This is a genomic window from Pseudohongiella sp. O18 (genome assembly GCF_021729085.1).
In the GTDB taxonomy this organism is placed as follows: Bacteria; Pseudomonadota; Gammaproteobacteria; order Pseudomonadales; family Pseudohongiellaceae; genus Pseudohongiella.
This window is the reverse complement of the sequence record NZ_JAJSAR010000001.1, coordinates 237,350-250,954: the sequence shown is the minus strand read 5'-3', so window position 1 is coordinate 250,954 and position 13,605 is coordinate 237,350. Positions and strand designations below refer to the sequence as shown.

At 57.1% G+C, this 13,605-nt stretch carries 12 protein-coding genes; 3 read left to right on the top strand and 9 right to left on the bottom strand.

The annotated features are described in order from the left end of the window. The first annotated feature begins 24 nt into the window (after nt 1–24). Nucleotides 25–546, top strand: a complete 522-nt coding sequence (folK, locus tag LVD14_RS01115; protein ID WP_237132187.1) for a 2-amino-4-hydroxy-6-hydroxymethyldihydropteridine diphosphokinase — start codon at nt 25–27, stop codon at nt 544–546. Between the two features lie 40 nt (nt 547–586). Here the strand turns inward: folK and LVD14_RS01110 are convergent, their stop codons facing one another. The 8 genes from LVD14_RS01110 to LVD14_RS01075 all read right to left on the bottom strand — a co-directional run bounded on the left by LVD14_RS01110 (nt 587) and on the right by LVD14_RS01075 (nt 10,771). After that, the gene (locus LVD14_RS01110) at nt 587–1,993 is read right to left on the bottom strand and encodes a xanthine permease (protein ID WP_237132186.1); all 1,407 of its coding nucleotides are present in this window, start codon (nt 1,991–1,993) and stop codon (nt 587–589) included. Between the two features lie 144 nt (nt 1,994–2,137). Beyond that, nucleotides 2,138–2,902: a pteridine reductase gene (locus LVD14_RS01105; RefSeq protein WP_237132185.1), complete on the bottom strand. Its 765-nt coding sequence runs from the start codon at nt 2,900–2,902 to the stop codon at nt 2,138–2,140. Further along, nucleotides 2,899–4,149, bottom strand: a complete 1,251-nt coding sequence (locus tag LVD14_RS01100) for a multifunctional CCA addition/repair protein (protein ID WP_237132184.1) — start codon at nt 4,147–4,149, stop codon at nt 2,899–2,901. Before LVD14_RS01100 ends, LVD14_RS01105 begins: the two co-directional genes overlap by 4 nt. A 13-nt stretch (nt 4,150–4,162) precedes the next feature. Continuing rightward, nucleotides 4,163–4,984: a symmetrical bis(5'-nucleosyl)-tetraphosphatase gene (locus LVD14_RS01095; RefSeq protein ID WP_237132183.1), complete on the bottom strand. Its 822-nt coding sequence runs from the start codon at nt 4,982–4,984 to the stop codon at nt 4,163–4,165. A gap of 40 nt (nt 4,985–5,024) precedes the next feature. After that, nucleotides 5,025–5,849 (bottom strand): 16S rRNA (adenine(1518)-N(6)/adenine(1519)-N(6))-dimethyltransferase RsmA, encoded by an 825-nt coding sequence (gene rsmA / locus LVD14_RS01090; RefSeq protein ID WP_237132182.1) that lies wholly within the window; start codon nt 5,847–5,849, stop codon nt 5,025–5,027. Beyond that, complete coding sequence (gene pdxA / locus LVD14_RS01085; RefSeq protein ID WP_237132181.1) at nt 5,846–6,883, bottom strand: 4-hydroxythreonine-4-phosphate dehydrogenase PdxA; 1,038 nt, start codon at nt 6,881–6,883, stop codon at nt 5,846–5,848. The genes rsmA and pdxA overlap by 4 nt, the downstream gene beginning before the upstream one ends. Nucleotides 6,884–6,891: 8 nt before the next feature. Next, nucleotides 6,892–8,235, bottom strand: a complete 1,344-nt coding sequence (locus tag LVD14_RS01080) for a peptidylprolyl isomerase (protein ID WP_237132180.1) — start codon at nt 8,233–8,235, stop codon at nt 6,892–6,894. Next, the gene (locus tag LVD14_RS01075; protein ID WP_237132179.1) at nt 8,228–10,771 is read right to left on the bottom strand and encodes an LPS-assembly protein LptD; all 2,544 of its coding nucleotides are present in this window, start codon (nt 10,769–10,771) and stop codon (nt 8,228–8,230) included. The genes LVD14_RS01080 and LVD14_RS01075 overlap by 8 nt, the downstream gene beginning before the upstream one ends. Nucleotides 10,772–10,934: 163 nt before the next feature. Here LVD14_RS01075 and LVD14_RS01070 point away from each other — a divergent pair, with 163 nt between their 5' ends. Together LVD14_RS01070 and murU are read left to right on the top strand one after the other, a co-directional pair. After that, on the top strand, nt 10,935–12,044 hold the full coding sequence (locus LVD14_RS01070) for an aminoglycoside phosphotransferase family protein (RefSeq protein ID WP_237132178.1): 1,110 nt from the start codon (nt 10,935–10,937) through the stop codon (nt 12,042–12,044). Continuing rightward, entirely contained in the window at nt 12,041–12,772 is a 732-nt protein-coding gene (gene murU / locus LVD14_RS01065; protein ID WP_237132177.1) for an N-acetylmuramate alpha-1-phosphate uridylyltransferase MurU, read from the top strand. Before LVD14_RS01070 ends, murU begins: the two co-directional genes overlap by 4 nt. An 81-nt stretch (nt 12,773–12,853) precedes the next feature. Here the strand turns inward: murU and LVD14_RS01060 are convergent, their stop codons facing one another. Beyond that, nucleotides 12,854–13,504 carry a TorF family putative porin gene (locus LVD14_RS01060; RefSeq protein WP_237132176.1) on the bottom strand — a complete coding sequence of 217 codons (651 nt, stop codon included), beginning with the start codon at nt 13,502–13,504 and terminating at the stop codon, nt 12,854–12,856. Nucleotides 13,505–13,605: the final 101 nt, after the last annotated feature.

Sequence of the window (13,605 nt, the reverse complement as noted above, 5' to 3'; positions counted from 1 at the left end):
CCCACCAGTAGAAAAAGGATAGTCATGACTTGCCTGACACTTGGACTGGGCAGCAATCAACAGGCGCACTTTCACATGCGCCAGGCACTGGATGGCCTTCAGCATCATTTTGGCGATCTGTTGCTTTCCAGCGTGTTTGAAAGTGAAGCTGTCGGGTTTGATGGCAGCAACTTCCTGAACATGGTCGTGGTCTGTGACACCAGGCTGTCGCTGACCGGCATCAATGACATTATCAAGTCACTGGAAGATGCCAATGGCCGTCGCAGGGGCGGTCCCCGCTTCGCATCCAGAACACTGGATATCGATATACTCACCTATGATGATCTGCACGGCGAATATGAGGGTGTTGTTTTGCCGCGTCCGGAGATAACGGCCAATGCCTTTGTGCTATGGCCAATGGCGCAGGTGTGTGGCAGCAAGGTCGATCCGGACTCAGGTCTCAGCTATCAGCAGTTGTGGGATGCCTATGACAAGAGTCGGCAGCGGCTGTGGCCGATTGATTTTGAGTGGCAGGGGCGTCGCGTGTCCCGCGCTACCCCTGCCTGACTCTCCATGCCTCAGGGCGGGCTATCAACCCGCCCATCACTTATTGATTGCCGGATTCCGCTTCCGGGGCGGGTTCGACAGGACTTGAGGTTTTTCTGAGAAATACATGTGGCCCTACTACGACAGCGATGGTCGCCAGTCCGGCCAGCAGACCTGTCCAGGGGTCAAACAGTGCAAAGGCCATCGCGGTAAGCACCATGGCGCCGCGTTCGGTACTGTCAGTCACCGTGGTCAGTGCCAGAGTTGCGCAGGCAAAGCCTGTCAGCAACAAAGTCACTGCCAGTGCGATGGGCAGCAGTGGCTGCAGTAGCGTCACGATCGGCAGGACAATAAACAGCGCCGGGAATCCATAGACATAGTAAGCAGAGATGCCATCAAAAATGGAGTCCATTTTGTCGCGGCCAGATACCCAGCGCTTCAGAACGATAACCTGAATACCTGTCCACAACACGCCCTGTGTTCCGAAGAAAGGTGCCACCACCGCCATTGCCGCGTTGCGAATGCCAGTGGACATATGCAGGCGGTTGCTGTTGACGTCCAGCTTTTCATCCTTACGCATGGGCTGGGCGTTCTTGATCATTTCCTCGCCGGTTACGACATCACCAAAAAACAGAATGTAGGTGATAAATGCCAGCGGCAATGCTTCGATGAACATGCTGGGTGCCGGCCAACCGATTACCAGTGGTGATGCCTTTTGCCACAACGAGGCTGTCAGAGCCGGAACATCCAGGAAACCACTGCGGATATTAAAGTCCATTTCGCCGGTAAAGAAACCCACAAAACCTGCTACCAGGAAGGCCGGCAGCAGCCCGAGGCCAGCGATCTTGGCAAGGATTGGCATCTGCGCCGCCTGTCGCTGGAATGGCTTGGAAAAGGTCAGGAACATGCACAGCGCCAGCGACGCAACGGCTGCGATTGGTGTCAGGTTCAGGGCGCTGGCGGCATCACTGGGGTCGAAAATACGGATGAAGGCTGCCACTGCTGCGCCAAGAATGATGCCGCCTTTGAGCACGTTGGGCACCCAGGCGACAAGTTTTGCCCCGAAGCCGGTCACCCCCAGAATAAACAGCAGTGCCGCAAAGTTTAGTGAGAGTGCAGTCATCAACTGGAACTGCTCTTCAGGTGTATTGCCGCCACCAAGTACAAAGGCAAAGATGAATGGCAGCGCCGGCGTCAGCCAGCCGGGTGCGACTGGGTCGCCAAAAATCAGCCAGGCGGCAGAGATGAGCATGGTGTGATACATCGCCATGGTGACCGCTTCTTCAAAGGTCAGGCCAAACGATGCGGTCATGACAGGAACCAGCGCCAGACCAGTTGCTCCGGCGACGCAGATTCCCTGCAAAAACTCCGGCAGCGCAAACCGGGCGTGGATAAATGGAATGCGCAACACAAAGGGGCCCCATTTGATCCCGGGTTGTACATCCCCTTCTCGTCGATTGGTCAGCATAGTCGGAGTCTCTTTATTGTAGATGTTATTAGGTGACCGCCTGATCTTAACGAACTAGTTTGGCCAGGGCAAAGGTATTCGTCGAGAAATTGAATGTATTCATCTAGTGAATGATTGTAAGAGATGGCAGTGATGCTGAGGGGCTCAGGCCAGCGCGCGACCGCCATCGACACGGATATTTTCACCCGTGATGTAGTGTCCGTGAGTGGCCAGGAAAAACACGGTAGCCGCGATATCGTCCTCTGTTCCCAACCGCGCTGCAGGTATGCCTGCCAGGATCTGCTGACGCTTTTGTGCATCCTCGTCTGCATCACTCGCGTATTCGGGCCATAGAATCGCGCCAGGTGAAACAGAATTGACACGCACCGCAGGAGCCAGCTCCCGTGCCAGGGACTGGGTCATGGCCAACAGTGCCGCCTTGGCCATGGTGTAGGGAGTGAAGCCCGCCATGCCCCGCTCGGCGTTCATGTCGGCCAGGTTGATAATACAGCCGCGAGTTTCGGTCAGCGCTGGCGCCAGTGCCTGGCTTAGAAACAACGGGGCAAGGGCATTGCTGCCCATCAGTTGATGCCAGTGCTCTATTGTGATTGTGCCCAGCGGGGTCGGAAAAAAGCTGCTGGCATTGTTGACCAGTACGTCCAGGCGACCAAAGGCTGCCAGTGCCTGCTCTGCCAGCTTTGTCACTTGTTCAAAGTCATCCAGGTCGGCCTGCACAGTGACGGCTGATTCTGGCCGAACGCGATTAAGCTCGGCACATAGTGACTCCGCAGCCTGTAGAGACCGGCGATAATGAATGATCACTCTAAATCCCTGGTCATGAAAATACCTGGCTGTGCGTGCACCAATGCGTTGTGCCGCGCCGGTAATCATTACTACTGGATTAAGTTGTTGTGGGTCGCTGTGTGTCATTTGTCTGGCTCGCTGCTGTTTCTCTGTGACACACCCGCGATGGCTAGCTGACGTGCCTCCTGGAGTTTTTGTCGAATCTGTTCGCCGCTGGGACGTTTCTCGCTGTTCTTCAGCAGTTCAGCAACCCTGACTGCATTGGCTGCCTGGAATGCGGTGCGAAGGTAGTCTGCCTGAGGGTAGTCACGTGCCTCAAAACCGGTGCGCCCGCGTGCATCAGACTCGCAGGCAATCAGGAATGGTTCCAGCCGTTCCGGTCTGCGAAACACATCCAGTGCATTAAAAAGTTTCAGGACTGTCGCCGGCTTGAGTTCCAGAGCGCGATGGCAGTGTGTGTGATATTCGCAACAGTGTCGCGCCAGCGCCCGATAATCATTGGGAACCCGCAGCCGGTCACACAGCTCGTCGATCAGCGCCAGACCGCGGTGTTCGTGGGCGATGTGGCGCGGCCAGTCAGGTTCTGGCGTCAGCCCCTTGCCGACGTCGTGAACCAGCACGGCAAACCGGACAATCGGGTCGTCGCTTAGCCGGCAGGCCTGGCGCAGACTCATGAGGGTATGAATACCGGTGTCGATCTCCGGGTGCCAGGTTTCAGGCTGTGGAATGCCGAACAGGGCGTCGACCTCGGGTAAAATCTGTGCAAGAGCATGGCTGTCGCGCAAAACTTCTATAAATACTGCAGCGCCAGGCTGGGCCATGGCCAACTGGACCTCGCGCCAGACCCGCTCCGGGGTCAGCGATTGCAATTCGCCACTGGCAGCCATGTCACGCATCAGCTGCATGGTGTCGTCGGCAACGCTGAAGCCGAATGGTTGGAAGCGAGCGGCAAAGCGCGCCACGCGCAATACCCGCAGCGGATCCTCACTGAAAGCTGGGGAGACATGGCGTAATTTGCGATGCTCCAGGTCTCTGGCGCCGCCCCATGGGTCGATCAAATTGCCTTCGGCATCCTGCGCCATGGCGTTGATCGTGAGATCGCGCCGCTGCAGATCCTGTTCCAGTGTGACATCGGGAGCTGCGTGCACTACAAAGCCTTTGTAGCCCGTGCCGGATTTTCGCTCGGTGCGCGCCAGAGCATATTCTTCTTTGCTCTTCGGGTGCAGGAAGACCGGGAAATCCTTGCCAACCTGCTGGTAACCCTGTGCCAGCATGTCATCCACGGTAGCACCGACCACGACCCAGTCACGGTCATAGCCAGTCAGGTTCAGCAGTTGGTCGCGGACGGCGCCGCCGACAAGATAGGTTTGCATGGCGCTGAGTCTATCAGACGCTGTAGAGTTTGTGGTCTTCCAGACACATCATGGTCAATTCGCGGCCCCACACACAGCCGGTGTCGAGTGCAAAGACATGGTCCTTACCGGTAATGCCCTGCAGCGCCGCCCAGTGCCCGAACAGTATATTGACCTCAGGGCTGATCTGCTCGTACTCGAACCAGGGCCGGAAACCCTCTGGTGCGTTATTGGCCCCTTCTTTGATGGTAAAGTCCATCTTGCCTTTGGCATTGCAGAAGCGCAGTCGAGTCATGTAGTTGGTGATCAGGCGCAGGCGTCGGTAGCCGGTAACCTCATCACGCCAGCGGGCCGGCTTGTTGCCGTACATCTTGGTGAGGAACTTTTTAAAGTCGCTGCCGCGCAGCACCAGTTCTACTTCTGCGGCAAGATCCAGTGTTTTCTGCAATGTCCAGCCAGGAGCAACGCCCGCGTGCACCATCAGATAATGCTCCACACCCTGCTGCGTCGGGACGCAGTCATAGTGCGCCAGAGGCTTTTGGCGCAGCCAGTCGGCCAGCTCGCCGCAATCTGGCGCGGCCAGCAATTGATCGAGGGTGTGGCGGTTGCTGACATCATCAGGTGCGCAGCCATAAAACAGCGCCAAAAAATGCAGGTCGTGATTTCCCAGCACGATGGTTGCTGACTCACCCATGTCCCGCAGGTAGCGCAGGGTATCCAGAGACTTCGGGCCACGATTGATCAGGTCACCGACGCACCAGAGTTCGTCGGTTCCGACCTTGAAGTCCACCGCCTTGAGCAGCTTGCGCAGGGGCTTGTAACAGCCCTGTATGTCACCAATGGCGTAGGTAGCCATCAGCATCTATCCCTTTTGTTCGTGTCAGTGCCAGGTAACTTCATTTATCGTCCGCTGCTTTTTGTCTGATCAGTGCATTCGACAGGTTTACGTAGTCTGCCAGCGACAGGTTCTCCGGGCGAAGCCCAAGATCGACGGGCAGGTCGCTCACACCAAACTCCTGCATCACGCGCTTGAGTCCATTGCGCAAGGTCTTGCGGCGTTGCGAAAATGCGTCACGCACTACGCGCTCGAACAGCGGGATATCAGCCGCCACGCATGGTTTCTCACGCCACGGGCGAAGCCTCACAATGGCTGAGGTTACTTTTGGCGCTGGTCGAAAAGCGCCGGGTGGAACATCAAAAAGATGGTCAATCTGGCAGTGATACTGAGCCATGATGGAGAGTCTGCCGTACTGCGGATCTCCGCTGGTGGCAGCCAGTCGTTGAACCACTTCAAGTTGCAGCATGAACAGCATGTCGTCTATCAGCGGCTCATACTCCAGCAAATGGAATATGCAGGGAGTCGAGATGTTGTAGGGCAGGTTGCCAACGATACGCAGGCTGCGCGCCTGATCGGAGAGCGTGCCGAGGTCAAATTTAAGTACATCCTGCTGATGCAGGGAAAAGCTCTGCTGGTCAGCGAATCGCTGCGTCAACCATTGCGCCAGGTCGCGATCAAGTTCGATAGCGTCAACGCGGGCGCCACTTTCAACCAGTGGCCCGGTAATGGCAGCCTGGCCCGGACCGATCTCAACAATGTGCTGGCCAGCCTCTGGCGCGATCGCCAGCAGGATGCGCTGTATGACATTCTGGTCATGCAGAAAATTCTGTCCGAACCGCTTGCGTGCGCGGTGCTCCGGCAGAGACATGGCGGGCGTGGTCATAGGCTGGCTGCCGCTGGCTTGGCCTGCGAGATGGCATTCACCATTTCGCAGGCGGTGGCAATCGCGGTCAACAGGCTGCCGGTATTCGCTTTGTCTGTGCCAGCCAGATCCAGAGCCGTGCCATGGTCCACTGAAGTACGAATGATTGGCAGCCCCAGGGTGATGTTGCTGGCCTGACCAAAGCCGCGGTACTTCAAAACGGGCAGGCCCTGATCGTGGTACATGGCCAAAACAGCATCGGCATCCTCCAGGTACTTGGGCGTGAATAAGGTGTCGGCCGGGAGTGGGCCGCGCAAATCAATACCCTCTGACTGCAATCGGGTCAGCACAGGTTCAATGATTTCTATTTCCTCACGTCCCAGATGACCACCTTCTCCTGCATGGGGGTTCAGTCCGCAAACAAGAATGCGCGGATTTCTGATGCCGAACTTTTGTTGCAGGTCCTGATGCAGAATCTTGATCACCCGTGTGAGACGAGGCGCCGTAATGGCTGCAGCCACGTCTTTGAGAGGCAGGTGAGTGGTAACAAGTGCCACTCGCAGCCCGGCAGTGGCGAGCATCATTACTGTCTGTTCAACTCCACAGAAGTCAGCCAGGAATTCAGTGTGCCCGGAGAACGCGATGCCGGCATCGTTGATGACGCCTTTGTGCACGGGAGCTGTCACCATTGCAGCTGCCTGGCCGTCAAGGCAGGCCTGCGCGGCGGTTCGCAGTGTCGCCAGCACGTAGGAAGCGTTGTCAGTCGTCAGCTGGCCTGGGATGGCCGGGCTATTTAATGACACGGGAAGCACGTTTAGCGTGCCCGCCTGTGCCAGGGCTGCGTCCTGGGAGAGCGCAGAGTCCGGCGTCCAGGTATTCAGTGTCAGCGGAAGCTTCAGCATCGCCGCACGCTGTTGCAGCAGCAGAGGGTCTGCCACCGCAACCAGCTTTACGCCGGCTGGCAGTGCCTGCGGTTCCTGCATGATGCGGACCAGCAGGTCAGGGCCAATACCGGCAGGCTCACCGGGTGTGATTAGCAGGGGAAGGCTCACCATCACCGCCGTCAGTCAATATATTCGACGTAAGCTTCGTCGCGGATTTCCAGAATCCAGTTCTCCAGCTCAAGGTCGAACTTACGGGCACGCAGTGCATTTTGAGCCTGCTGTCGACGGTAGTCGCGACTCAGATCCTGTTCGCGGCGCCCGGTGACCTCGGCCACGTGCCAGCCAAAGCTGGTACGGAAAGGTTCGCTAAGTTCGCCGACCGGCAGATCCGCTACCTCTGCGGCAAACTCGGGAGGCATGCCACCGTCACTGACCCAGCCCAGGTCACCACCGGCAACGACAGACATGGTGTCATCTGAATATTGGCGGGCCAGTACGTTGAAATCCTCGCCGTCCTGAATGCGCTGGTGGATTTCATTGATCAGTCGGCGGGCCTGCTCTTCGGTGCGGATTTCATTTGGTGCCACCAGGATGTGTCGCGCCTGAGTCTGCTCGACCAGGCGATTTGAATCGCCGCGCACGTCTGACAGTTTGACAATATGCATGCCATTGGCGCTCTGCACGGGTTCCTGCACATCACCAATGCTCAGGTCCGGAACAAATTCGGCGAACAGCGATGGCAGTTCCTCACGTTTGCGCCATCCCAGCTCACCGCCGCTGACGGCAAAGCCCAGTTCGCTGGCACGCTGCTGGGCTTCCATGCGTAGCTGGGCGAAGTCCTCGCCATCCTCTGCACGCCGGTAAATGTCCTGCACCAGGGCCTGCTTGGCGGCTGTCAGCTGCTGGGGGTCGGTATCGCGAAACGGAACCAGAATCTGATCCACCAGATAGTCTGGTGCCATTGCGGTACGTCCAGCTTCGGAGTTGAGGTAGTTTTCGATTTCCTGGTCAGTAATGCTGATGCGACGGTTGACCAGGCCACGCTGCACTTCATTGATCGCCAGTTCACGGCGAATGCGTTCGCGTGTGTTCAGGTACATGCCCTGTGCTTCGAGCAGGCTGACGTATTGATCGAAACTCATGTTGTTCTGCTGGGCGATGTCGGCAATCACGCGGTTAAGCGTGTCGTCATCGAAGCGGATACCCACGCGCTCAGCCATTTGCAGCTGGAGGTTCTCAACAATCAGGTTTTCCATGACCTGGTTGCGGAGGTCTGCAGGCGGAGGCAACTGCATGCCTGTTTCCGCAGCACGTTGCTGAATTTCGGCAAGCCGCTCTTCATATTCGCTTTGCAGAATGACGCCGTCATCGACGATTGCTATCACTCTGTCCAGGACCTGACGTTCTGCCGCCTGAGACGGGATCGTGGCAGTCATCAGCAACAGGAGCGCGCTGCCCAGCAGGGCGGCACGGCTCAAGTGATCGCGTGACTGCCCTGCCAGTCGGTTCATAAAATCAATCATTAACATCGTACTCCTTAAATCCGGGTATGCCGCGCGTGAGCAGATTGCTCAGGCCGCCTCCGGTCAGATCGCCCAGGCCGAGCAGCGTGAATTGGAAGAAAATGCCACGGTTCTGGCGGCTGTCCTGCGCAAAAAATTCGTATTCGTCCACCCAGTCGCGAGCGACCAGGCGCATCGTGGAACAACAATTACTGTATTCGACCCCTGCAAACGTTTCAAGGTTCCGGCTGTTGCTGTGATCGTAGTTCCAACGACCGAAGACGCGCCAGTTATCGTTCACCGGCCAGACTGCAGAGATGTCCGTCTGCTTGATCACTGGGTCCAGCAGCGGCGGAGCCTGCAGAAACACATCAGTTCGTTCCCGGTAACGGAAGGCTGCGTTGATTATGCGTTCGTCGTCCACCCGGAACTGTACAGCAACACTGCCTTCATCCACATTGCTGTTTTCCTGGTCCCACTGCAGGTCGGCCATCATCTGCCAGCGCTGTGCCGGACGATAGCTTCCTTCCAGAATCAGTGCAGATCGCTCAGTGTTCAGTGGCTGCAACAGCAGCCAGCTTTGCAGCGGGCTGTCCAGCGAGACAGTGCGATCCTCGAAATAAAATATCTGGCCGGCGCTGAAGCGCGCCTGCTCAATGCCGCCGCTGTCGATAAATCGTGTCGTAACGGCGGCGCTGACCTGATTGGCATCCCCCACTCGATCAGGTCCGCTGAAACGATCGTGGCGAAACAGCTGGTTAAAATTGAGATTGAGCTGGGCAGTGTCAAAGCTTGGCAAAAACTGCTGGTCTTCGCGCTCGCTGTACAGGTAATAGAGGCGTGGCTCCAGCGTCTGAGTCATGGTCTGTCCGCCCAGCTGCAGGTCACGTTCAAAGACCAGTCCGCTGTCCAGACTGAAAACACCTACACCGCGATCAGGATTGGAGGGTGTCTGCTGCGCCTGCTGGTCCAGTTGCCAGGAGGCATAACGATAGCGTGCGGTAGGGACGACGAAGTATCCGGGAGTTCTCAGTGGCAGACTGACCCAGGGCTCTGCCGTCAGGCGCTCACCAGTCACCAGGGCGCCCTGGTTGACCTGTTCATCGCTGAGCAGCTCGCGACTGAGGGAGCGATCAAAGCTGACATGGCTGCTGTCAAAGCCGTATTCCAGCATTGAGCCGGCTTCGAAGCGTCCGTTCAGCTGCAGCTCAGGGAGGCGATCAAAGGGCTTGTTGATGTCTATCGATGCCACGTACGGATCCAGCACTTCGATGCGTTGGACACGACTCAGAGCCTGCCACTGGCTGTTCTGCCAGGTCACAACACCCTCTTTGTTCAGATGGGTGCGGCTTTCCACGTTCAGGTCGCGGCTGCCCAGGTCCCGAAAATAATCGGCATCGCTGACGGAGCTGTAGTCCACGAAAGTGCGCCAGTTCTCGCCCAGCTGACCTTCGTGCTCAAAGCCGGCAAACCAGCGCTTTTCCACCGATGGTGTGTCGCTTCCTGGCTGGGCAGCACGTGCTGCGTCGTAGGTGTTGTCCTTTGGCAGCAGCGCCAGATTGACCGTATTCATGGACCAGTCTGCCAGGTAGCGAAACTCGCCGCTCAGCATCAGGCCGCGTTCGGTCATCAGGCGGGGCGTCAGGGTGGCGTCATAGTGCGGTGCCAGATTGAAATAGTAGGGCACGGCAATATCAAGACCGCTGTCGCGACTGTTACTGATGGATGGCGGCAGTATTCCGGAGACGCGCTGGTCGCTGATCGGGAACTGCAGTGTCCACGGGTAGTAAAAGACGGGTATGTCGCTGATTCGAAGTGTGACATTGCTGGCATAACCAACGCCTGATGCGTTGTCCAGACGCAGATTGCTGGCCTGCATGACCCAGAACGGGTCCATTGGTTCACAGCGGCTGAAAGCACCATTATCCAGCGTCAGCATGCCGCTTTCACTGTTGTAGCTAAGCTGGTCAGCGCTGCCGTGAATCTGTGTTTCATGCATCACGTAGGCAGCTTGAGAAATCTCATTGTCACCGGTGTTTTGATCAAGCACTGCGCCTTCACCGGTGATCAGAAAGCCAGGCTCGCGAAACAGCACGTCGCCCTGCAGGGTCAGGATGTTGGTCTCTTCGTTCATGTGCATGCCATCGCTGGCTGTGAGGCTGCGATAGCCTTGCTGCACATTAACGGCGCCGTCCACGTAAAGCTGATATGGCTCGGGCTGGCGGACACGGGTCTGAGTCTGCACTTCGGTGGGCGCCTGATCGGGTTCCAGGTCGATGTACTCGCCGGTCAGCTCTGGTTCCACGAACATGCCGCAGCACGCGCTGCGTAACTGCTGCAACAGCTCCGTCGGCAGTTCACTGCGTGGCGTCCAGTCACGCATAATGCCGGTGCCAGCAGCACCTGGAGCGGTATTGGCGTGCTCGCTGGTCGGCGTCTGAGCAATGGTCTGGCCAGCTGTCATCATGGCTACCAGGCTGCCGAACGAAAGCGCTGTGACCGTGACGGGTCTGACAGAGCCTGACGGCAGCAAAGTGAACAACGAAGGGCGTGGCATAGTGTCAGGCAATCCAGTCGGCAAAAAATCCAGTCGGCGAAAACTCGGCGAAAAGGCGATAATAGGGCGGCTTCATCCGTGCCCGATGGCGTCGGCAGTAGCGCCCGCATGATAATTCATTGGGGTTTTGATATAAAGCCGGGATAGTTTCGGTGGAGACAGAATGAATACAGTAAAAGCGGATGTTGACGCCATTCAGGCCAGGCGTCAGGAGCAACTCGAGAACTGGGCGCGACAGGCCATAACAGAGCGCGACGGGCGGGACCCTGGGCCGTTGCATGCCCATTCACTGGGTGGCGACGCCAGTTTCCGGCGATATTTTCGCTGTAGCATCCTTGCCGTAACGCGCTTGCTGGTCGACGCGCCGCCAGACAGGGAAGACAACCCGGCGTTTGTGCGTGCTGCCGCAGAGTTCAGCCGCGCCGGCATGCGCACGCCCGAGATTCTTGCCCAGAATCTTGAACAGGGTTTTCTGGTAGTGGAAGACTTTGGTGATCAGCTTTACTGGCCGGCGCTTCTGGAAGCCCAGCGCGACGGTGATATGGAACGTGTAGAGAAACTATACGGTCAGGCCATGCTGGCGCTGCTCGATCTGCAGGCAGACCAGCATGCAAGCGAATTGCCGCCCTATGATCGTGGTCGGCTTGAGCAGGAAATGCGCCTGTTCGACGACTGGTTCTGCGCTGAAATGCTCAATTGGCCAATATCAGACAGTGAGCGCACGCTTTTGCAGAAGACTCGGCAGCTGCTGTGTGATGCGGCGCTACAACAGCCGCAGGTCCGAGTCCATCGCGACTACCACTCCAGAAACTTGATGATCCCCATTGACGCCGAAGGTGTCCATCACGAGGATCAGCCCCCCGGTGTGATTGACTTTCAGGATGCCGTCATTGGTCCGGTGACCTATGACCTGGTGTCGCTGCTGCGCGACTGTTATGTGGCATGGCCAGCCGCGGATGTGCGTCGCTGGGTAAACAGCTATGCCCAGCTGGCACGCCAGCGCGGTGTAGTGCCTGCAGAATACACCGATGCGGATATGCAGCGGGATTTTGACCTCATGGGGCTGCAGCGGCATATCAAAGTGCTGGGTATTTTTTGCCGGCTGGCGCTGCGCGATGGCAAGCAGCGCTATCTGGCTGATCTGCCGCTGGTCATGCATTATGTTTCTACAGTTGCGGCTGAACATGCCGAGCTGGCGGAATTTGTGGACTGGTTCCGGCGTGGACCGATGCCGGCGATGCAGCAGAAATTGAGCGATCTGGGAATCTCATGAGTGCGACCGCAACGAGGGCAATGATTCTGGCCGCCGGTCTGGGGCAGCGCATGCTGCCGCTGACGGAAACGACCCCCAAAGCCCTGCTGCCTGCTGGCGACCGCAGGCTTATCGAATGGCAGATCGCACGGCTGCGTCAGGCCGGTGTACAGGATATCGTTATCAATCTTCATCACCTGGGGTCACAGATCGTGACTGCGCTGGGCGATGGCAGCCGTTATGACGTTCGCTTACATTTCTCAGACGAACCTGAGCGGCTTGAAACTGCTGGAGGCATAATCCGCGCCATGCCCATGCTTGGGGATCAGCCATTTATCCTGACCAATGCCGATGTGTGGACCGATTTCAACTACCAGCGCCTGTTGCCAATTGCCAGACAGCTCGGCCCTTCGCGCCTGGCGCATCTGGTGCTGATTCGCAATGCACCTCACAATCCTGCAGGAGACTTCTGTCTGAGCGACAGCGGCATAGTATCAGAGCACGGTGAGCCAAAACTGACGTATGCCGGAATCAGCGTGCTACATCCACATTTGTTTGCGGGTGAGTCTGAACGTTTTCTGCCGCTTGGGCCGATGTTGCGCAATGCCATGCAGGAAGGTGGTGTGACGGGTGAAGTGTTCGAAGGCGACTGGCAGGACATTGGCACACCCGAAAGACTGGCGGCGCTGAACCACCAGCTCTCTGTTGAGAAGAAGGCAGAGAGTGGGTCAGACAATTTACTGCAATAGAGAAGTTAAAGGGGACGGAGGGATTTAAGCGTAAATCCCTCTGTCCCCTTTAAAATGCAGATGTGGGTCTGCAGGTGTGTCTTACCAGGATTTGCCGATTGAGAACACAATGCCTTCGCCGGTAGTCGGGCTACCGCTGGAGTTTAACTCGTCAGACAGCTCTTCGCTGTTGATGATGCCCGCGATGCCCATATCGAAGTCAGCAAAGCTGAAGCCGTAACCCACTTCCAGGTATTCGCCGTCAAACTCGTCACCCCAGATGCCCACTGTGGCGTACAGGCCAGATTCGCCAGTGATGGTCAGGTCGAGGAAGTCGTAGTCTTCGCTGGCGCCGAAACCATCCCATTCACCTACCGAGTAGCCCAGGCTGAACATGCCATAACCCAGCCCGAAGTTGATTTCCTGGTAAGTGTCGTCGAATTCACCGGTGTAGAAGTAGCCGGTGTAACCGATGCTGGCAGAAACGCCAGATTCAGTTTCGATGCCGTAACCAAAGTAACCATCGACTTCCAGGCCATCGCCCACGTCTGCTGCCCAGCTGCCCACATAGAAACCATCGGCCTCGTAGTCGATGCCAGCGCTGGCAGAGGAGCTCTTTTGCAAAACACCGCGGAAGTAGTACTCAGATGCATAACCGATGTTGTAAGAAACTTCGGCTGATGCGCTGGTGGAAGCTACCAGTGCGCTTGATGCCAGTGCCAGGCCTGCTGCGAGTTGGGTCAATCGTTTCATAAGTTTTCTCCAAGATAAATCTTTGCTTGATGGTAGTCTGTGCTGCGTTATTTCTACGCTTTCGAAAGTAATGACTTTCTTGATTTGATGTTTTGCAAGGA

Bases quoted from the DNA above. Each gene is read 5' to 3' on its own strand.
- folK (WP_237132187.1), top strand. From the start codon at position 25: ATGACTTGCCTGACACTTGGACTGGGCAGCAATCAACAGGCGCACTTT.
- LVD14_RS01110 (WP_237132186.1), bottom strand. From the start codon at position 1,993: ATGCTGACCAATCGACGAGAAGGGGATGTACAACCCGGGATCAAATGG.
- LVD14_RS01105 (WP_237132185.1), bottom strand. From the start codon at position 2,902: ATGACACACAGCGACCCACAACAACTTAATCCAGTAGTAATGATTACC.
- LVD14_RS01100 (WP_237132184.1), bottom strand. From the start codon at position 4,149: ATGCAAACCTATCTTGTCGGCGGCGCCGTCCGCGACCAACTGCTGAAC.
- LVD14_RS01095 (WP_237132183.1), bottom strand. From the start codon at position 4,984: ATGGCTACCTACGCCATTGGTGACATACAGGGCTGTTACAAGCCCCTG.
- rsmA (WP_237132182.1), bottom strand. From the start codon at position 5,849: ATGACCACGCCCGCCATGTCTCTGCCGGAGCACCGCGCACGCAAGCGG.
- pdxA (WP_237132181.1), bottom strand. From the start codon at position 6,883: ATGGTGAGCCTTCCCCTGCTAATCACACCCGGTGAGCCTGCCGGTATT.
- LVD14_RS01080 (WP_237132180.1), bottom strand. From the start codon at position 8,235: ATGATTGATTTTATGAACCGACTGGCAGGGCAGTCACGCGATCACTTG.
- LVD14_RS01075 (WP_237132179.1), bottom strand. From the start codon at position 10,771: ATGCCACGCCCTTCGTTGTTCACTTTGCTGCCGTCAGGCTCTGTCAGA.
- LVD14_RS01070 (WP_237132178.1), top strand. From the start codon at position 10,935: ATGAATACAGTAAAAGCGGATGTTGACGCCATTCAGGCCAGGCGTCAG.
- murU (WP_237132177.1), top strand. From the start codon at position 12,041: ATGAGTGCGACCGCAACGAGGGCAATGATTCTGGCCGCCGGTCTGGGG.
- LVD14_RS01060 (WP_237132176.1), bottom strand. From the start codon at position 13,504: ATGAAACGATTGACCCAACTCGCAGCAGGCCTGGCACTGGCATCAAGC.